The organism is Ulvibacterium marinum (genome assembly GCF_003626755.1).
Classification (GTDB): domain Bacteria; phylum Bacteroidota; class Bacteroidia; order Flavobacteriales; family Flavobacteriaceae; genus Ulvibacterium; species Ulvibacterium marinum.
Genome location: NZ_RBCJ01000001.1, coordinates 1,066,896 through 1,085,960, shown reverse-complemented (window position 1 = coordinate 1,085,960; position 19,065 = coordinate 1,066,896). Strand labels below are relative to the sequence as shown.

The following is a 19,065-nucleotide window of genomic DNA, read 5'->3' as shown; positions in this document are numbered from 1 at the left end:
ATTGTCCGTGGCCTTTTTTAGATATTCTTTCTTAAATCAATCATTCAACAGTAACGGATTTCGCTAAATTACGGGGCTGATCCACATTACAATTTCGCATGACCGCTATATGATAGGATAAAAGTTGTAAGGGTATTGTGGTCAACAAGGGCGTAAGACTTTCTATTGTTTCCGGAATCTCCACTACATGATCCGCCAATTCCTTAACCTGCTCATCGCCTTCGGTTACGATAGCGATGATCTTCCCCTTTCTTGATTTTATTTCTTGAATATTACTTACCACTTTTTCATAATGCCCCTTATTCGTGGCAATTACAATTACAGGCATTTGCTCATCGATCAAGGCGATAGGACCGTGTTTCATTTCCGCAGCAGGATAGCCTTCCGCATGTATATAACTTATTTCCTTTAGCTTTAAAGCTCCTTCAAGAGCTACCGGGAAGTTATAACCTCTGCCCAAGTAAAGACAGTTACTGGAATCCTTGTAGACATCCGCTATAATTTCAATCAATGGATTGGATTCCAAAGCTATTTGTACTTTGGCAGGAATATTTTCCAATTCCGCCAAATACTCATGAAATTTTGATTCTGAAAATTCTCCTTTTTCCTTACCCAATTTAAGGGCCATTAAAGTTAGGATGGTAATTTGAGTGGTGAAAGCCTTGGTCGAAGCTACCCCTATTTCAGGTCCGGCATGGGTATAGGCCCCTGCATGGGTTTCCCTAGCAATGGACGATCCCACAACATTGCATACTCCAAAGACAAAAGCACCCTTTTCCTTGGCCAGTTTAATCGCGGCCAGAGTATCTGCCGTTTCACCGGACTGTGATATGGCAATGAGTACGTCCTTATCCGTAATTATGGGATTGCGATATCGAAACTCCGATGCGTATTCCACCTCAACCGGTACTCTGGCGAGATCCTCAAAAATATACTCTGCTACCAACCCGGCATGCCAAGAAGTTCCACAAGCAACAATTATTATTCTATTGGCATTGACAAATTTTTCCAGATGTTGATCTATTCCTGCCATACGGATAATGCCCTGATCTGCGAGAAGTCTTCCTCTATAGGTATCCAAAATGGCGTGAGGTTGCTCATAAATCTCCTTTAACATGAAATGGTCATAGCCTCCTTTTTCAATTTGCTCTAAGTTTAATTGTAGCTCCAAAATCTTAGGATAGGCAATGGCATCATCCTTTATCTTACGTAATTTGATTTCCTTGCCCAGTCGTACAATAGCCATCTCTTGATCTTCCAGATATACCGCGTTATTGGTAAATTCTATGAAGGGAGAGGCATCCGAAGCAATAAAAAACTCATTTTCGCCAATTCCGATAGCCAAAGGACTACCCAACTTGGCCACTACAATTTCATCCGGCTTTTGTTTATCAAAAACCGCAATAGCATAAGCTCCTACTACCTGATTCAATGCAATTTGCACTGCTTGCCCCAGTTTAACCGCTTCGGTCTTCTTTACCTCCTCAATAAGATTAACTAAAACTTCGGTGTCCGTATCCGATTTAAAGATGTAGCCCCTTTTGGTCAATTCCTTTTTAATGGATTCGTAATTCTCGATTATCCCGTTGTGGATGATTACCAAATCCCCTGAGTTGGAATAATGGGGATGGGAATTTACATCGTTGGGCACCCCATGAGTAGCCCACCGGGTATGCCCTACCCCTAGGTGACCAGCCAAGGAAATAGTATTCTTTGCCTTATTTTTAAGGTCTTCGACCTTACCCTTGGTTTTAGAAAGATTTATGGAAGTACCGTCATACAATGCAATGCCCGCACTATCATATCCTCTATATTCCAAACGTTGCAAACCCTTTACAATAATGGGATATGCATCACGGTGTCCTATATAACCAACTATTCCACACATAGTTAAAAGAGGTTTTTAAATAAGATTGCTTTGAGTATGACACAAATCTAATACGATGTCTCTAAAGTTTATCACTTTTTGGATATAAAACGTATAATCTCTTTATGTGGTATGAAGCGGGAGAAAATATTGCTTGCTTAAAACAGAATTATGGTATTATGGTAAGCCATTGATATTAATTGGTTTCCGTATAGAAAATCTCAAGCTTTAATTTCTTGTCTTCATCCTCAGGAGCAACTTCACTGCCAAAAAGGACTGTACCCAATGGGCTTAATGTAGATGCAAATGGTAGATCTCTTTCTTCATTGGTCAACATTGCGTTTCGCGTTGCACTAGATCTAATATCCGAGGTTATAGTAAGTGCCAAGGTTGCATTAGTAGAATCCCGGAGTACCAAATCATTGATGTAGTCGGTAATCTTTAATTTATATTTGGATCCTTTATTGTTCGATTCCACAACCAACCTTCCATCATAACTCTCGTTTACAGCCGCTACCAATATCTGTCCCGTTCTGGAATCTATAAGTCTCTGTGCACCCGACAAATATACGGGAACATTGGTCTCGGCATTATATAAGTATAACCGTGGAGGCTCTGTTGCTTCTCCTGCCGCATCCAAAGTTTGTCGATCCACATAAAAAATAAGGCTAGCTTCGTTTATTATCCAATTATTAGCTTTTATTTGGTTTAAGATTTCTTCCCCATTTCCCTCCTCAAAAAGATTTATTTCAGTAAAAGATCCCGAGCCTCCCTTTAAATAAATCCTAGAAGCATTTTCCTGAACATCCAAAGCATCTGTTATTTGAGGTGGAAAGGCTTCGTTAATAAATGTATTGACCGCATTGCCACCTATTCCTCCCGTTGCCAAGCGCGTAACCAAATCAATGGAGAAAGTACTTTCCCTTATTTCCCGAACATCGTCCGAAACATCATCTGTAGTTCCATTGATATCTATTGCTTCATATTCATATACGATGTCTAAGGAAACATTGGGATCCGTAAGATCCAACAAAACCATGACATCATCCGAAACCGGAGTTATTGAAAAATGAAGGCCCCTTAAAAATTCATTGAAGTTAGGCTGACTCAACAATTCAGAACCTCCTTCCTTATCCAAAATATTCTCCTGAAAGAAATCAGGATCTAAAGAAATTCTTATTCCCGGGTCTAAACGCTCAAATTGTTCGGATTCATCCACATCTTCCGTAGTTTCGTCGTCTTCCATAGGAATCAATATATGTTCATTACTGACGGTTATCTCTCCATCGAAAATAACATCGGACACAAAAGAGGGTGAAAATCGCTGGGTAGAAAAGTATTCTTGAGATTCCTGAAAATTAGTGTTGGGATCTAAATCCCTCAAGAAAAAAGTAGACCGTTCTATCTTTAAATTAAAAGATACCGGAGTTTCATTATCATATAGTTGACCATTGACATAAATGCTGTCCAGCTCGAATCTTTTTGGAAACTGGTTGGCCAAGGTAGAAGTATCTTCTCCATCATTGATACTATCCCCATCTGTATCAACATTCAAAGGGTCCGTGCCATTGGCCCTTTCCTGATTGTCGTTAACGCCGTCTCCATCCGAGTCACTATTGGGGTCATCCGGATCAACATCAAACTCGTCGTCCACTCCATCCAAATCCCGATCACGCTGTTCATCCCCTGCCCTTAAATAAGGAATATACAGAATGACTTCCTTCACAGTTTCATTTTCAGGTATCTGTGTGGCGGATGAGCTATCTGGGTTATCCTCTGTCTCTTGGGTAAATATCCCAAAAGTAGGGTTCGTAGAAGGTAGTGTTAGTTGAGAGGTTATACGCGCTTCAGTCTTTCCATAAACTGGGTCATTAAAAATGCCCAACTGGTATAGGGGAAGTTTATTGGTCCGTGTTGCCACTATCTTTTTGTTAAAAGCGAAGACATCATAAACGGCCTTATCCGTCGTAAAGGGCTCACCCCCAATAACGTCCGCACCTATTGTGGTCAAGTCTTCTTCACAAGCAATGGAAACTAACACAAGTAAAGCCCCTGCAACGGCAGAAAATTTAAATCTTTTCAAAAAAGTCATTTAGGATTACTTTAAAACTTGTGTGTTATAAAAATTATCATATGCTTCTTCAAATTCTTGCAAGGAAACATAAGGTAACACGGGTTTTTGAAGGTTGGAAATGTGGTTCAACAAATCTTCCGGAATTTCTTCCGCGGCTAAAATAACGGCATCCGAATAATCTACCGCCACTTTTAACAAATTATTATAGTTGGGAGTTTCCAAAGCATTGATATTCTCTTCTGGCACCCCATCGAAGGTAATTTTATTAATCATACTCTCGTCCAATTTACCCTCAAAACTTCTACCATATACCGAAGTTACTATTTTACTGTCTGCAAATAGGGGCTCATCCGCATAGTATTCCCTGAGATAAAGGGGCAATAAAGAAGCCATCCAACCATGAACATGGATAATGTCCGGAGACCAATTTAGTTTCTTAACGGTCTCCACCACCCCTTTGGCAAAGAATATAGCGCGTTGGTCATTGTCGGGAAAAAGATTGCCGTCCTCATCCGAAAAGGTGGATTTTCGCTTAAAATATTCGTCATTGTCAATAAAGTACACCTGGATCCTCTCCCTTGGAATGGAAGCCACCTTAATAATCAAAGGCATATCCATATCATTGATTACCAGGTTCATACCGGACAAACGTATCACCTCATGCAACTGATGTCTACGCTCATTGATATTACCGTACCTTGGCATGAAAATCCGTATTTGGCCACCTTTACTGTTGACCATCCTTGGCGCTTCGTAAGACATTAGGGAAACTTCGTTCTCTGGTAGGTAGGGGACTAATTCTGAAGATACGAACAATATCTTTTTACCATTCATAAAAGTTGTATTTTATTTATCGGACAAGCGTGGCCGCAAAATTACAAAAATTATGCAGATTAGCCGTAATTATAGTAAGTTTGCTGGCTTTTAGCACAAAGACGATGCTAGTAATCAAAACTGAAAAAGAGCTCAAATCGCATCTTTCGTCATTTGGCAATGGGGAGTCCCTTGGGCTCGTCCCAACGATGGGAGCTTTGCACCATGGCCATGTTTCGTTGGTTCGTAGAGCGATTTCCGAAAACGACAACACCGTTGTTAGTATTTTTATTAATCCCACCCAATTCAATAACCGGGAGGACTTGGAAAAGTATCCTCAAAGTTTAATTGCAGACATCGATATTTTGGAAAAACTTTCTAATAAAATTGCTGTCTTTGCACCCTCCGTAGAAGAGATGTATCCAAATGGGGTTGGCTCTACATCCTATATGTTCGATGGTTTGGACCAAGTAATGGAAGGCGCTTTTAGGGAAGGCCATTTTAATGGAGTAGGTACCGTGGTGGAAACCTTATTGAAACTTATAAAGCCGAATAAAGCCTACTTTGGAGAAAAAGACTTTCAACAATTACAAATTATAAGAAAACTGGTAGAAATCAAGGATATCCCGGTGGACATCATAGGCTGTCCTATTGTCAGGGAACCCAATGGACTTGCCATGAGCTCGCGGAATAAAAGGCTCTCAACGACCCTAAGAAAAGAAGCTGGTCTTATCTATAAAACACTGGAGACTGCCAAAAAGAAATTTGGCACGGAAAGTGCTAAATCCATAATGGATTGGGTCAAAGATCAATTTAAAGGACATCCATTTTTAAAGTTGGAATATGTTGAAATAGTGGATGTGGGAACCTTAATGCCCATCAAAAGAAAACAGGATAATATAAAATATAGGGCCTTTATGGCCGTTTATGCCAACGACGTTCGGCTCATAGATAACATAGCCCTGAATTAACTAACTTTGTCAAATGCAAATAGAAGTTGTAAAATCCAAGATTCATCGTGTAAAGGTCACTGGTGCCGACCTTAATTACATAGGGAGTATTACCATTGATGAAGACCTTATGGATGCTGCAAATATCATCCGTGGTGAAAAGGTGCAGATTGTTAACAACAACAATGGGGAACGTTTGGAAACCTATGCTATTCCAGGACCGCGAGGTAGTGGTGAACTTACTTTAAATGGTGCTGCGGCACGAAAGGTCGCTGTTGGGGATGTATTGATATTGATCACCTATGCCTGGATGGGCTTAGAAGAGGCAAAAAACTTTAATCCGGCATTGATCTTCCCCAATGAGGCGAACAATCTGTTAAACTAATCTTGAACAATAAGCTAAAAAAAATACTAAAAACCATACTCCCGATATCCTTGGGAGTTTTTTTGGTCTGGTATTCTTATAGCAGCACTTCACCAGAAGATAGACAACAGATTATCCTACATATAAAGGAAGCCAATATGTTCTGGGTAGGCCTATCCATATTTATAGGTATTGTGAGCCATGTTTCCAGGGCAATACGTTGGAACTATTTGCTAGAACCCTTGGGGTATCGACCAAAGATCATCAATAATGTTTTTATCATACTAATCTCCTACTTTGCCAATTTGTTGATCATACGTTCTGGCGAGATTTTACGGGCTACCGCCCTGAACACCTATGAGGACGTTCCCTTTGAAAAGGGTTTTGGCACTATAGTTACCGAACGGGTTATCGACGTGATTATGTTGCTTTTGGTGATACTTACCGCATTTTTGTTCCAGGCCGAGATAATATTGGGTATTCTTGAAGAAAATGGAATAGGGTTGGTGGGCTCAATTGGGTTGATCGGAGCCGGTATACTAGGACTTGTTATCTCCATCAGGATTATTAGAAAATCCACTTCCGCCTATGCTATGAGAATCAAGGCTTTTTTGAAAGGCCTTTTGGACGGGATTTTGAGTATTTTTAAAATGAAGCAGAAGGGGCGCTTTATATTTCATACCATCCTTATCTGGGCTTGTTATATCGGCATGTTCTGGGTTATAAAATTTACGGTCCCTGAAACTGAAAATCTTTCTTTAGGAGCACTTTTGGTAGCCTTTGTTGCAGGGGCCTTTGCAATGGCTACCACCAATGGCGGTTTGGGTCTTTTCCCTATTGTAGTGACCGCAGCCTTGTCTTTTTTCGGAATAAGCAAAACCTCCGGGGATGCCTATGGGTGGATCATGTGGACGGCACAAAACCTTATGATCGTTATTTTTGGTGCAATATCTTTTCTGGTATTACCGTTATGGAACAGAAACCGGTAATCTGTCCTACGGACCAAAAAGCACCCTATGCAACGTTTAATCCTTACGCTTACCCTACTTTTATGCCTTAGCGTCAATGCCCAGGTGACAAAAGAGATTTTTGAATCCTTTAAACTCCAGGAAAGAAGGGATGTTTCCTACTATTTTCCAGAAAACCTTTCGGAAGAAAAAAAATATCCGCTCATTGTGGTATTGGATGGGGATTATCTATTTGATCAAGTAGTCGCCACCGCTAAGTTCTACAGTACTTTCCAAGGTATGCCGGAATCTATAGTTGTAGGCATCCACCAAAGTAAGGACGACTTACGTTGGGAAGATTGTGCTTTTGAGGAAAATACCGGACTTCCAACGGAAAAGGGGAAAAAGTTCTTTGAATTCTTGGGTATGGAAATCATTCCCTATTTGGATTTGAACTATAATACTGCTCCTTTCAAAATGATCGTGGGTTATGATATTACAGCGAATTTTCAAAACTATTGGCTTTTCAAGGAAAATTCACTGTTCAATGCCTATATAAGCATCTCGCCTTCATTGGCCCCTGAAATGGAAACCAGGGTTCCGGAACGGTTGAATGCCCTAAAGCAGAAGATATTCTATCATCTTATCGTTGAAGGAAAGGCGGATGAAACGATACTCCAAATGGACAGGGCACTTAAGGTCATAGATAAGGAGTCCTTCCACTATTTCTTTGACCAATATCAAGAAGCCAATGAAGTTTCCATAGCCACGTATGGCCTTGGAAAGGCATGGGACCGGACTTTTAACATATTTAAACCGATAAGCCCACAGGAATACAAACAAAAGATATTGACATCGGATGAACCGGTCTACCAATACCTGGAGGACAAATACAATATGATAGAAGATCTTTTTGGGTTCCGTAAATCGGTGGAACTCAATGACGTTATGGCCATTTATGCCGGAACCCGAAAGAAGGAAGACCTGGAGTCCTTAAAATCCCTGTCAGATCTTTGTAAAAAAGAATTTCCGGATACCATGTTGGGTTTTTATTTTGAAGGCGAATATTATGAGCAACTAGGTGAGCCTAAAAAGGCCCTACGCACCTTTGAAAAGGCCTTCGGCATGGACGAAATAGACTTCCTTACCAAGGAAATGGCCTTGGAGAAAATTGATGCGCTCAAGGCAGATTTCGGATATTAACAGAGTTTACGGTTTATCGCTAAACACCGAGCTTGGGTTGAATGATTCACAGTATAGGGTTCGTTCAATCTTGAAATTTCTATTGCGAATCCGAATCGCATCTATAAAAATAATCGTTTTCAAACTTCTTGTTACCTTTAGGGCCAATCTAAACTCCCTTGGATGGCCAAGACAAAAACCGCCTATTTCTGTCAAAATTGTGGTACCCAATTCGCCAAATGGGTAGGACAATGTACCGCCTGTAAGCAATGGAATACCGTTGTGGAGGAAGTCATTCAAAAGGAGGAGAAAAGTGGTTGGAAGACAAGCAGGGGTCCTAGGGAAAAAATCCCCAAACCTTTACGGGTCAGTGAAATAAATACAGAGCGTGAGCTTCGCCTGGATGTATATGACCAAGAATTCAATAGGGTATTGGGTGGCGGACTAGTCCCTGGTTCCATGGTACTTTTAGGTGGAGAGCCCGGTGTGGGCAAGAGTACTTTGTTGCTTCAAATAGCCCTAAAACTTCCTTATAAAACGCTCTATGTTTCTGGGGAGGAAAGCCAAAAACAGATTAAAATGCGAGCAGATCGTATCCATCCGGATACTGAGAACTGTTTTATTCTAACCGAGACCAAAACCCAACATATTTTTCAGCAAATCGAGGCCCTAGGGCCAGATATTGTGGTCATCGATTCAATACAGACCTTGCATTCGGATTATATCGAATCCGCCGCTGGCAGCATTTCACAGATTCGTGAATGTACTGCGGAACTCATCAAATTTGCCAAGGAAACAAATACCCCTGTTGTCCTTATCGGTCATATCACCAAAGACGGTTCCATTGCAGGTCCCAAGATTCTGGAACATATGGTAGACACGGTACTTCAATTTGAAGGTGACCGAAATTATGTATATCGCATCCTAAGAGCTTTAAAGAATAGGTTTGGTTCCACCGCAGAACTGGGTATCTATGAAATGCAGGGAAATGGCCTTCGGGAAGTGAATAACCCATCGGAAATCCTGATTTCAAAAAACGACGAGGGGCTTAGTGGTACGGCCATTGCCTCTACCGTAGAGGGAATGCGGCCTTTGCTCATTGAAATTCAGGCCCTTGTAAGTACCGCAGTCTATGGTACGCCCCAACGTTCCAATACGGGTTACAATGCAAAACGTCTAAATATGCTTTTGGCGGTCTTGGAAAAACGTGCCGGTTTTAAATTGGGGGCCAAAGATGTCTTTTTAAACATTACCGGAGGTATTTCCGTAGATGATCCGGCCATAGATTTGGCCGTAATTGCGGCCATTCTTTCCAGTAATATTGATATTCCTATAGAAAAAGGGATTTGTTTCGCCGCAGAAATTGGTTTGGCTGGAGAAATACGACCGGTGCAACGGGTAGAGCAGCGTATTTTGGAAGCTGAAAAATTGGGCTTTTCTACGATTTATGTTTCCAAACGTAACAAAATTGGCTTGAAAAATACCCAAATTGAAATTGAACTGGTTTCTAAAATCGAAGATGTAATAAGCCGATTATTTGGATAATTCCTACGGTGCCGGATTCGGGATGGCATTATGGATTTCCTCAATACCCTCAAGAACCGAATCGCTCAATTTCACATCAATACTGGCTACATTCTCTTTCAATTGCCGCATAGAAGTGGCCCCGATAATATTACTGGTCAAAAAAGGTCTTGTGTTTACAAAAGCCAAGGCCATCTGCGCCATGGACAAGTCGTTGTCCTGAGCCAATTTATGATATTTTTCCGTGGCCCTCACCGCAGTTTCTGCGCTGTATCGCGTATAGTTAGGAAAAAGGGTAATCCTTGAAGTAGCCGGTTGCATCCCACCCAAATACTTTCCGCTCAAAGTGCCAAAGCCTAAAGGGGAATAGGCCAATAACCCTATTTTCTCCCGATGGGAGACTTCTGCATTACCTATTTCAAACAAACGGTTCAACAGACTATACGGGTTTTGTATGGTAATCATTCTGGGCAGGCTCGGGTGCACCTTACTTTCTTCCAGGTAACGCATAACGCCCCATGGCGTTTCGTTGGAAAGTCCCACATGGCGAATTTTTCCTTCACGTATCAGGTCGCGTAAAGTTTCCAATATCTGGTGGATATTATCCTTCCAATGATCGGTTACATCATAGGCGTATCCCCTTTTGCCAAAATAGTTCGTATTTCGGTCCGGCCAATGCAATTGGTAGAGATCTATATAATCCGTTTGCAAGCGTTTTAAACTCCCTTCCACGGCCTCTGTAATGGATTTTCTGGTAAATCCAGTAGTCCGAATAAACTTGGTGAATTCCGCTTTTCCAGCAATCTTACTGGCCAAAACAATTTTATCCCGGTTCCCGGACTTTTTAAACCAAGTACCAATGATTTTCTCGGTATCCGCATACCGGTCCGCATGTGGAGGTATTGGATATAATTCGGCGGTATCAAAAAAGTTGATGCCTTGATCAAAGGCATAATCCATTTGTTCATGTCCCTCGGCTTCCGTATTCTGCTTGCCCCAGGTCATGGTACCCAAACAAATTTTACTGACTTCAATATCGGAGTGCGGTAAGTTGGTATATTTCATCCTAAGTTCGGCGGTTTTTTTAAAAGCCCAAATTTACAAATTAAAATGCCTTCGAAGTTTAACTAACTATCAATTTTCCAACTCCACAAGAATCGGGCAGTGGTCACTATGTTTTGCTTCGGATAGAATAACGGAACGTTTAAGCCGATTCCCCAACGGTTCACTTACCATACCATAATCCAACCGCCACCCTTTATTGTTGTTTCGGGCATTGGCCCGGTAACTCCACCAGGTATAGTTATGAGGCTCTTTGTTAAAATGACGGAAGCTATCAATAAATCCACTATCCATGAAATTGCCGATCCATTCCCTTTCTACAGGTAAAAAACCGGATACATTTTTATTTCGTACAGGGTCATGAATATCAATGGCCTGATGACAGATGTTATAATCCCCAAGAATGATCAAATTCGGATATTCCTTTTTTAATCCATTGATATAGTCCTGAAAATCGGCCATGTATTGAAGCTTATGCTCCAAACGGGCCAAATTGGTTCCGGAAGGAAGATATAGGCTCATAATCGAAGTTCCGTTGTAATCCGCCCTTAGGTTTCTTCCTTCAAAATCCATATAGTCTATTCCGGTACCAAATTCCACATGATCCGGTTTTTGTTTGGATAAAATAGCGACTCCGCTATAGCCTTTCTTTTGGGCACTGAACCAATAATTATGGGAATAGCCCGCTTTTTCAAAGAGCTCCAGGTCCAGTTGATCTTCCTGAGCTTTTATTTCCTGAAGACAGACCACATCGGGGTCTACAGTATTCAACCATTCCAAAAAACCCTTGTTCAACGCGGCCCGAATACCATTTACGTTATACGAAACTATTTTCATGTATGTAATATTTGGGTCGAAATTAAGGAATGTTATAGGAAATCCATAGTGCCATTGCCAGCTAATATGCCTTTGACTACATTTTTGGAACGCGATTTGATTTACTTCCAATATCCTTTAGCTTTGACACATGAAAAATTTAATTCTTCCCATTCTTTTTCTAAGCTTTCATTTCATGAATGCCCAGGCCTATCCCCGATTAGGTAATGACCATGAAATAAAGTTCAATATTGGACTTTTTTTGGCCACGACCACGGCCGAAGGTTCCTATGAATATTTCCTAAATGAGGACGTTAGTATAGGTGGCACTATATATTTTGATGGCGATGCCGAGGATTACAATGGCAATTTTGGAATTGGACCCAATTTTAGGGCGTATTTTGGTTTTGCCCCAAGAAGTGGCTTTTTTGCAGAGGCCTTTGGATTGTATTACACCGGTGAGGATGAAGTGAATTCGGACAACTTGGGCATTCGCAATAACGATTATAGTACCTTGGCCCTTGGTTTTGGCATTGGTAATAAGTGGGTTACCCGCAGCCAACGTTTTAGTTTGGAGGTAAGCGGAGGGCTTGGAAGGAACGTGAATCCGGAGGACTTTCAGGATTCCTTCATGTATAGGGTGGGACTATCCGTTGGATTTCGATTTTAATCCCTAATTTTAAAGCTTGATCCATAATGAATGAAGGCACCCTTTTTATTTCCCATACTTTTATTGTTTCCTTTCCTTATCAGGGCACAGGAACCGGCCCAAAAAGATAGTATAACCCGCTTGGATGAAGTAGTCCTTACGGATAGTGTCCGAGTTAAAAATGCTGTCGGAATTGTGCCCTCTCGTGTCATAGGTCCTGAAGTCTTTCAAAACTACAGTCCTATCGATGCCGTGTCGGCCATTAACCAAATCCCCGGGGTCTACATCCTTTCCGGAGCATTGAATACCAATAGGATAACCATCCGTGGTGTGGGGGCACGGACTCCTTTCGGCACGGACAAACTACGATTGTATTATAACGATATCCCTGTTACCAACGGTACGGGCTTTTCCACCATTGAGGCATTTGATTTGGAAAACCTTGCCGCCATTGAGGTCATAAAGGGCCCAAAGGGGGTAGCTTTTGGAACCAATTTAGGCGGGGCCATAATACTCGATTCCAGGGAACGAAAGGAAGAATCCACCGAATTCAGGAACAACTCTACCGTAGGTTCCTATGCGCTCCTTAAAAACAACCTGTCTTTTCTACATAAGGAAGGAAAACTGTCCCTGGGCTTTCATTACGGCCATATGGAAACAGATGGTTACCGGGATAACAATCGGTTTGAGCGGGACGGCTTTCTCTTGAATACTTCCTTGAAAATCAGTAAAAAAAATACCATTTCACTATTGGTGAACCATATTGATTATACAGCACAGATTCCGAGTTCCTTGAGTCAAACGGCTTTTGATGAGGACCCGACCCAAGCTGCCTTTACCTGGGCCGCCTCCCAAGGCTTTGAAACCAACAACTATACGTTGTTGGGCCTGTCCTTGAATCATAAATTTTCGGACAAGCTAGAAAACAATACAAGTATCTTCTATACCTATTTAGATCACTTTGAGCCCAGGCCTTTCAATATTTTGGATGAGTTTACCAATGGCTATGGTTTCCGAACACGATTTTCGGGAAGTTTCAGTCTTGGAGGGCAAAATGCCCAGTACACTTTCGGCGGGGAATTGTACAAGGATGAATATCATTGGGGTACATTTGAGAATCTATATCAAGAGAATAATGGCAATGGAAGTCTACAAGGAAATAGACTGAGTAACAATAACGAATTCCGAAGGCAATTTAATGGTTTCGGTTCATTGACCATTCCATTGACCAGTAGGTTGATAGCCCAAGCAGGCCTAAATATCAATAAGACCAAGTATGACTTTCGGGACTTTTTCAATTCAGGTGCCCAAAATACAAGTGCAGAACGTAATTTTAAGGTCATCGTGATGCCAAGCCTTAATCTGGACTATTCCTTTGCATTGGATCAAAAGGTATATGCCAATGTAAGTCGCGGGTTCTCCAACCCAAGTTTGGAAGAAACGCTGACTCCGGACGGGGTCATTAATCCGGATATTGCCCAAGAGACGGGAACAAATTATGAGGTAGGGACATTACTCTCCTTGGCAAACAAAAAGTTAACCATCGATGCCGCCCTATATCGAATGGACATTAAAAATCTTTTGGTGGCACAAAGGGTAGGTGACGATCAATTTGTTGGTAAGAATGCTGGCCAAACCAAACATCAGGGATTGGATCTGGAAATGAACTATGATTGGGAGGTTTCCCAAAAACTTCGGATTTCGCCCTTCGTAAATTATACTTTTAGCGACCATAGCTTTGTGGATTTTGTGGATGGGGAAAACGATTTCTCAGGAAATCCATTGACCGGGGTACCCAAGCACCGTATCAATTCCGGGTTAAGGCTGCAATGGGGCGGATTCTATTGGAATACTACCCACCAGTTTGTGGACGAAATTTCGCTCAGGGATGAAAACACCTTATATAGTGATAGTTTCAATGTTTTTAATTCAAGACTGGGATATCGTACAACATTCCTCCAAAAATTGACCCTTGGACTGGATTTTGGTATGAATAATATCGCAAACACAAGATATGCCCAATCCGTTTTGATCAATGCCGGTAGTTTTGGGGGCAATGAACCACGCTATTTTTATCCGGGAAATGATAGGAATATTTACGGCGGTATTAGACTTAGCTATTTCTTGTGATAATACAAATTCCCTAGGAATTACATGAAGATCCCTCTAAAAACCTGGAGTAAAAAAGTCGGATTCAAGCTTATGAAAATTCTGGTAACCTAGGGTTTTAAGGCCAGACCATTTGTGTCATGATATCAAAAAAACATCCCGCAGTATGGCGGGATGTTTTTTAGGTATATGATTCAATTCTGCTAATTCAAATCAAATCTGTCCAAGTTCATCACCTTGTCCCAAGCTGTCACAAAATCCTTAACAAATTTTTTCTGGGCATCTTCACAACCATAGACCTCGGCAATGGCCCTAAGTTCCGTGTTGGACCCAAAAATAAGGTCTACGCGGGTTGCGGTCCATTTCAATTCGCCACTTTTGCGGTTACGTCCTTCAAATACTTCTTCATCCTCTGAAACCGCTTTCCAAACAGTATTCAAATCCAGTAGATTTACAAAGAAATCATTTGTCAGCGTTTCCGGCTTATGGGTAAATACACCGTTATGAGACTTATCAAAATTGGTGTCCAATACGCGCATTCCACCAACTAAAACACTCATTTCGGGTACGGTCAGCGTCATCAATTGGGCCTTGTCCACCAGCAATTCCTCCGTAGCAACAGAAAACTTGGTCCTTGCATAGTTTCGGAATCCGTCCGCTTGCGGCTCAAGTACTTCAAAAGATTCGGCGTCGGTCTGCTCGGCACTGGCATCGGTTCGTCCGGGAGCAAAAGGTACGGAGATAGCTTCACCAGCATTCTCAGCAGCTTTCTCAACACCGGCACACCCACCTAGAACGATTAAATCCGCCAAGGAAACTTTTTTGCCTCCGGATTGTGAACTATTAAATGTAGCTTGAATGCCTTCCAATACTTCCAACACTTTGGCCAATTGGGCAGGATTATTCACTTTCCAATCCTTTTGGGGTGCCAAACGTATACGGGCACCATTGGCCCCACCTCGGAAGTCGGAACCACGGAAAGTTGATGCCGAGGCCCATGCTGTAGAAACCAATTGTGAAATAGACAAACCAGAATTCAAAATTTTCGCTTTGAGGTCCGAAATGTCATTTGCATCGATCAATTCATGATCAACGGCAGGTACTGGATCTTGCCATATCAATTCTTCTTGCGGCACTTCCGGGCCTAAATAACGGGAAACCGGTCCCATGTCCCTGTGGGTCAACTTAAACCAGGCCTTTGCATAGGCATCGGCGAATTCCTCAGGATTTTCATAGAAGTGCTTCGAAATCTTTTCGTAGTCCGGATCCATACGCAAGGCCAAATCCGTGGTCAGCATAAAGGGAGCGTGCTTTTTCTCGGGATCATGCGCATCCGGTACCGTGCCCGCACCGGCACCATCCTTAGGTTTCCATTGATGTGCGCCAGCTGGGCTCTTTGTCAATTCCCATTCGTAGCCAAAAAGATTCTCAAAAAACTTATGACTCCATTTTGTAGGGGTATTGGTCCATGCGCCTTCCAAACCACTGGTTATGGTATCCGAGCCCACTCCAGTCCCAAAATTGTTCTTCCAGCCCATACTCTGCATTTCTATGGAAGCCCCGGCAGGTTCCGCCTCTACATATTCCGCATCACTAGCAGCGCCATGCGTCTTTCCAAAAGTGTGGCCTCCTGCGATCAAGGCAACGGTCTCATAATCGTTCATAGCCATCCGGCCAAAAGTTTCACGAATATCGTGAGCGGCGGCAACAGGGTCTGGATTGGCATTGGGGCCTTCGGGGTTTACATAGATCAATCCCATATGTGCCGCTCCCAAGGGGTTTTCCAATTCGCCTTCCTCAGAGTAACGCGCCTTATTACCCAACCATTCGGCCTCCGAGCCCCAGTAGATATCTTCTTCGGGTTGCCAGATATCCTCACGACCTCCAGCAAAACCATACATGGGTAAGCCCATGGACTCGTGGGCCACATTACCTGTAAGGATCAACAAATCCGCCCAGGAGATTTTCTTTCCGTATTTCTGTTTAATGGGCCAAAGCAATAGACGCGCCTTGTCCAAATTGGCGTTGTCCGGCCAGCTGTTCAAAGGGGCAAAACGCTGGGCACCGGTACCACCTCCACCGCGACCATCAGCGATACGATAGGTGCCGGCGGCATGCCAGGCCATACGGATAAAAAACGGTCCGTAGTGCCCATAATCCGCTGGCCACCAGTCCTGGCTATTGGTCATTAAATCCGTAAGGTCTTTTTTTACAGCCGCCAAATCCAACGATTTGAATTCCTCGGCATAGTCGAAATCTTCATCCATAGGATCGGCTAAATTGGAATGTTGCCGTAGGATGTTTAGGTTTAAGGAGTTGGGCCACCAGTCCCTGTTGGTGGTACCCCCGCCAGCAGCTTGGTTTAACTCCCCATTTAAAAATGGGCATTTGCTTATGTCGCCCTGACCGTTGTGTGTAGAATCCATCTCTAATTTTATTTTTAAGTGGTTATGTTCCTATTTCTTTCTAAAAGTAGGATTCTTATCCTTATAATTCGGAATGCCATTATTTTTTTGCGTTATGCGGATATTAAGAATTGTTATGGCTTGATGCAAAGCACACAGAATACGGTTTGGTTTTTGATTATCTTAGTTTCATATTTAAAAATTTTTAGGTTAAAAATCCATATTCCCATGTTGCCTAAAAGCCAAACAAAACTCTGAAAAAGACTATTTGAATATCTATGGACGAAATTGTTTCACCAAAATACCAGATGAAACTTGTGAGATCAGTTCACGAAGCTATTTGGGCAGAATACAAAACTTATAGGGAAGTAGGCTTATATATTAACAAATGGCACAATGTAGATGACGATTGGAACAATTATTGGGAAAATTTCCAAATTGTTCAAAAAGAAAGCGGAGATATAGATTTATTGAGGACTTTGCATTCAATGAGCGGAAGTGATTTATTGAAAGTCGCAATAGATATGGGAGTTGACACACCTGGTTTTATACCCTCAATACCAACCTTCAAAAACGAATTAAAATCCGATTATAAAACTGCTTATGACACTTTTACAAAAGCCTTCAAACAAATCGAGTCTGACCCGAGCCTTGCAGTCGGATTAGCCAATTCGGCGTTAGAAAGCATTGTAAAGGAAATTTTAAAAGATGACCGAATAAAAAACAAATTAAAAGGAACTGAAACTCTCTATAAACTGACTTCAAAGATTCTAAAAGAGTTTAATTTTTTGGACAGCAATCACCCTGTCGAAATAAAGACCATAGGGAGTTCACTTCTATCAATAAGTCAGTCAATAGAAAAATTGAGAAGTGAAAAAACTGACTTTCACGGAAAGACAGCGGAGGATTATTTAATTACGGATTCATTGTATACATATTTCGTAGTTAACGCTGTTACAACAGTTGGCCTTTTTTTACAGTCGTATTTTAAAACGAAATTCCCGAAACCACCCGAAGAAATTATTGAAGAACACGATGATTTACCATTTTAGGTTTGACAGAAATAAAAGCCAGCACTTAACTATATACTACCACAATAAATTAACTTTAAATCAGTAACCGACAGTTATGCCAGACCATTAGGGGCAATGATTTGTATAACACTTAAAAATTGATTGCAACTATGGATAAGAAAAGAAGGGATTTTTTACGCAGCCTGACTCTTACACCAATTTTATTAGGGTCTTACAGCCTCTTTGCAAGCCCATTAGGTAAACCAATAGCCGCCTCCAGATTACAATATAGCGTCAATGCATTTTCTTTCAACACCTTGCTTAATAGTGGTGAAATGACATTTTTTGACATGATGGAGTTTGCCTCTACCCTTGGTCTAAATGCAGTTGACTTAACGGGTTATTATTTTTCTGGCTATCCTAATATACCGGATGATAAAACATTGTTTCAGTTAAAGAAGAAAGCATTGCAATTAGGCTTAAATATTTCATGGACAGGGATACGGAATAACTTTGTAAATCTGGATAAGGCATCAAGACAAGCTGATATTGAGATGATAAAAAATTGGTTGCAAGTATCATCAAAACTTGGAGCTTCCATTATGCGAATTTTTCCGGGAAAGGGAGAACACGAAGGTTATTCCAGAACGGAGGTTAAAAACTGGATGGTGTCAGACTTTCAAGAGTGTGCTAAATATGCTGAAGAGACAGGAGTTATTGCTGCCATGCAACATCATAACGATTTTTTATACGAAGCCGATGAGGTCATCGATATTTTTAAAAGAGTTGATTCGGAATGGTTTGGATTAATATTAGATATCGGTAGTTTAAGAAGAGGTGATCCGTATAAAGAAATTGAAAAATTGGCCCCCTATGCAAATTACTGGTTTATAAAAGAACTGGTTTATATAGATGGAATTGCGGAACCTGTTAATATGAAAAAGATTGCCACAATATTAAAAGACATAAACTATACCGGTTACATTTCTTTCGAAAGCTTGAGCGACGGCGACCCAAAACAAATTGTAACTTCTATGTTCAATGATTTTAGAAAAGAGTATGAAAAACTCTAAACGTAGGAATATCATCTTAAAATCAGGAGATTCGAGAAATACCGCTAACAAAAAATAAACGCCATTAAAACGGGTGTTTATTTAGACCAAATCGCACCTAGGGCATCAATCAACTCACAGTTTTGGGCGGACTTCGAGTCCAAACCGTGTTACAATAAGAACTAAAAGCAATTTGGTACGGCAATTTTTATTCCCAATACCACAAAATCCAAAAGAT

At 41.4% G+C, this 19,065-nt stretch carries 15 protein-coding genes; 9 read left to right on the top strand and 6 right to left on the bottom strand.

Features of this window, described 5'->3' with window-relative positions:
• Window positions 1–40: 40 nt before the first annotated feature.
• The 3 genes from glmS to D7Z94_RS04555 form a co-directional block, all read right to left on the bottom strand.
• Complete coding sequence (gene glmS / locus D7Z94_RS04565; RefSeq protein ID WP_120710325.1) at window positions 41–1,888, bottom strand: glutamine--fructose-6-phosphate transaminase (isomerizing); 1,848 nt, start codon at window positions 1,886–1,888, stop codon at window positions 41–43.
• A gap of 175 nt (window positions 1,889–2,063) precedes the next feature.
• Complete coding sequence (locus tag D7Z94_RS04560) at window positions 2,064–3,959, bottom strand: DUF4270 domain-containing protein (RefSeq protein ID WP_120710324.1); 1,896 nt, start codon at window positions 3,957–3,959, stop codon at window positions 2,064–2,066.
• A 6-nt stretch (window positions 3,960–3,965) separates the two neighbouring features.
• Complete coding sequence (locus tag D7Z94_RS04555; RefSeq protein ID WP_120710323.1) at window positions 3,966–4,775, bottom strand: glycogen/starch synthase; 810 nt, start codon at window positions 4,773–4,775, stop codon at window positions 3,966–3,968.
• A 104-nt stretch (window positions 4,776–4,879) separates the two neighbouring features.
• On the opposite strand from D7Z94_RS04555, the gene panC reads away from it, so the two are divergent.
• The 5 genes from panC (at window position 4,880) to radA (ending at window position 9,742) form a co-directional block, all read left to right on the top strand.
• Entirely contained in the window at window positions 4,880–5,725 is an 846-nt protein-coding gene (gene panC, locus D7Z94_RS04550; RefSeq protein ID WP_120710322.1) for a pantoate--beta-alanine ligase, read from the top strand.
• A gap of 13 nt (window positions 5,726–5,738) precedes the next feature.
• Entirely contained in the window at window positions 5,739–6,089 is a 351-nt protein-coding gene (panD, locus tag D7Z94_RS04545) for an aspartate 1-decarboxylase (protein WP_120710321.1), read from the top strand.
• A gap of 2 nt (window positions 6,090–6,091) precedes the next feature.
• Window positions 6,092–7,057 carry a lysylphosphatidylglycerol synthase transmembrane domain-containing protein gene (locus D7Z94_RS04540; protein WP_120710320.1) on the top strand — a complete coding sequence of 322 codons (966 nt, stop codon included), beginning with the start codon at window positions 6,092–6,094 and terminating at the stop codon, window positions 7,055–7,057.
• 27 nt (window positions 7,058–7,084) lie between these two features.
• Entirely contained in the window at window positions 7,085–8,218 is a 1,134-nt protein-coding gene (locus tag D7Z94_RS04535) for an alpha/beta hydrolase (RefSeq protein WP_120710319.1), read from the top strand.
• 162 nt (window positions 8,219–8,380) lie between these two features.
• Window positions 8,381–9,742 carry a DNA repair protein RadA gene (radA, locus tag D7Z94_RS04530; protein ID WP_120710318.1) on the top strand — a complete coding sequence of 454 codons (1,362 nt, stop codon included), beginning with the start codon at window positions 8,381–8,383 and terminating at the stop codon, window positions 9,740–9,742.
• A gap of 3 nt (window positions 9,743–9,745) precedes the next feature.
• Here the strand turns inward: radA and D7Z94_RS04525 are convergent, their stop codons facing one another.
• Window positions 9,746–10,786 (bottom strand): NADP(H)-dependent aldo-keto reductase, encoded by a 1,041-nt coding sequence (locus tag D7Z94_RS04525; protein WP_120710317.1) that lies wholly within the window; start codon window positions 10,784–10,786, stop codon window positions 9,746–9,748.
• A gap of 69 nt (window positions 10,787–10,855) precedes the next feature.
• On the bottom strand, window positions 10,856–11,620 hold the full coding sequence (locus D7Z94_RS04520) for an exodeoxyribonuclease III (protein ID WP_120710316.1): 765 nt from the start codon (window positions 11,618–11,620) through the stop codon (window positions 10,856–10,858).
• 130 nt (window positions 11,621–11,750) lie between these two features.
• On the opposite strand from D7Z94_RS04520, the gene D7Z94_RS04515 reads away from it, so the two are divergent.
• Together D7Z94_RS04515 and D7Z94_RS04510 are read left to right on the top strand one after the other, a co-directional pair.
• Window positions 11,751–12,269, top strand: a complete 519-nt coding sequence (locus tag D7Z94_RS04515; protein ID WP_120710315.1) for a DUF3575 domain-containing protein — start codon at window positions 11,751–11,753, stop codon at window positions 12,267–12,269.
• A 30-nt stretch (window positions 12,270–12,299) separates the two neighbouring features.
• Complete coding sequence (locus D7Z94_RS04510; RefSeq protein WP_120710314.1) at window positions 12,300–14,378, top strand: TonB-dependent receptor family protein; 2,079 nt, start codon at window positions 12,300–12,302, stop codon at window positions 14,376–14,378.
• 182 nt (window positions 14,379–14,560) lie between these two features.
• Here the strand turns inward: D7Z94_RS04510 and katG are convergent, their stop codons facing one another.
• Window positions 14,561–16,783, bottom strand: a complete 2,223-nt coding sequence (gene katG / locus D7Z94_RS04505) for a catalase/peroxidase HPI (protein WP_120710313.1) — start codon at window positions 16,781–16,783, stop codon at window positions 14,561–14,563.
• Window positions 16,784–17,040: 257 nt separating this feature from the next.
• Between katG and D7Z94_RS04495 the strand changes: the two genes are divergently transcribed.
• Entirely contained in the window at window positions 17,041–17,814 is a 774-nt protein-coding gene (locus D7Z94_RS04495; RefSeq protein ID WP_120710311.1) for an abortive infection family protein, read from the top strand.
• A gap of 131 nt (window positions 17,815–17,945) precedes the next feature.
• A complete protein-coding gene (locus D7Z94_RS04490; RefSeq protein WP_120710310.1) occupies window positions 17,946–18,848 on the top strand; it encodes a sugar phosphate isomerase/epimerase family protein in 903 nt (300 codons plus the stop codon).
• The last annotated feature ends 217 nt before the right edge of the window (window positions 18,849–19,065 follow it).

Coding starts and splice junctions, on each gene's coding strand:
- glmS (WP_120710325.1), bottom strand. CDS start 1,888: ATGTGTGGAATAGTTGGTTATATAGGACACCGTGATGCATATCCCATT.
- D7Z94_RS04560 (WP_120710324.1), bottom strand. CDS start 3,959: ATGACTTTTTTGAAAAGATTTAAATTTTCTGCCGTTGCAGGGGCTTTA.
- D7Z94_RS04555 (WP_120710323.1), bottom strand. CDS start 4,775: ATGAATGGTAAAAAGATATTGTTCGTATCTTCAGAATTAGTCCCCTAC.
- panC (WP_120710322.1), top strand. CDS start 4,880: ATGCTAGTAATCAAAACTGAAAAAGAGCTCAAATCGCATCTTTCGTCA.
- panD (WP_120710321.1), top strand. CDS start 5,739: ATGCAAATAGAAGTTGTAAAATCCAAGATTCATCGTGTAAAGGTCACT.
- D7Z94_RS04535 (WP_120710319.1), top strand. CDS start 7,085: ATGCAACGTTTAATCCTTACGCTTACCCTACTTTTATGCCTTAGCGTC.
- radA (WP_120710318.1), top strand. CDS start 8,381: ATGGCCAAGACAAAAACCGCCTATTTCTGTCAAAATTGTGGTACCCAA.
- D7Z94_RS04525 (WP_120710317.1), bottom strand. CDS start 10,786: ATGAAATATACCAACTTACCGCACTCCGATATTGAAGTCAGTAAAATT.
- D7Z94_RS04520 (WP_120710316.1), bottom strand. CDS start 11,620: ATGAAAATAGTTTCGTATAACGTAAATGGTATTCGGGCCGCGTTGAAC.
- D7Z94_RS04515 (WP_120710315.1), top strand. CDS start 11,751: ATGAAAAATTTAATTCTTCCCATTCTTTTTCTAAGCTTTCATTTCATG.
- D7Z94_RS04510 (WP_120710314.1), top strand. CDS start 12,300: ATGAAGGCACCCTTTTTATTTCCCATACTTTTATTGTTTCCTTTCCTT.
- katG (WP_120710313.1), bottom strand. CDS start 16,783: ATGGATTCTACACACAACGGTCAGGGCGACATAAGCAAATGCCCATTT.
- D7Z94_RS04495 (WP_120710311.1), top strand. CDS start 17,041: ATGGACGAAATTGTTTCACCAAAATACCAGATGAAACTTGTGAGATCA.
- D7Z94_RS04490 (WP_120710310.1), top strand. CDS start 17,946: ATGGATAAGAAAAGAAGGGATTTTTTACGCAGCCTGACTCTTACACCA.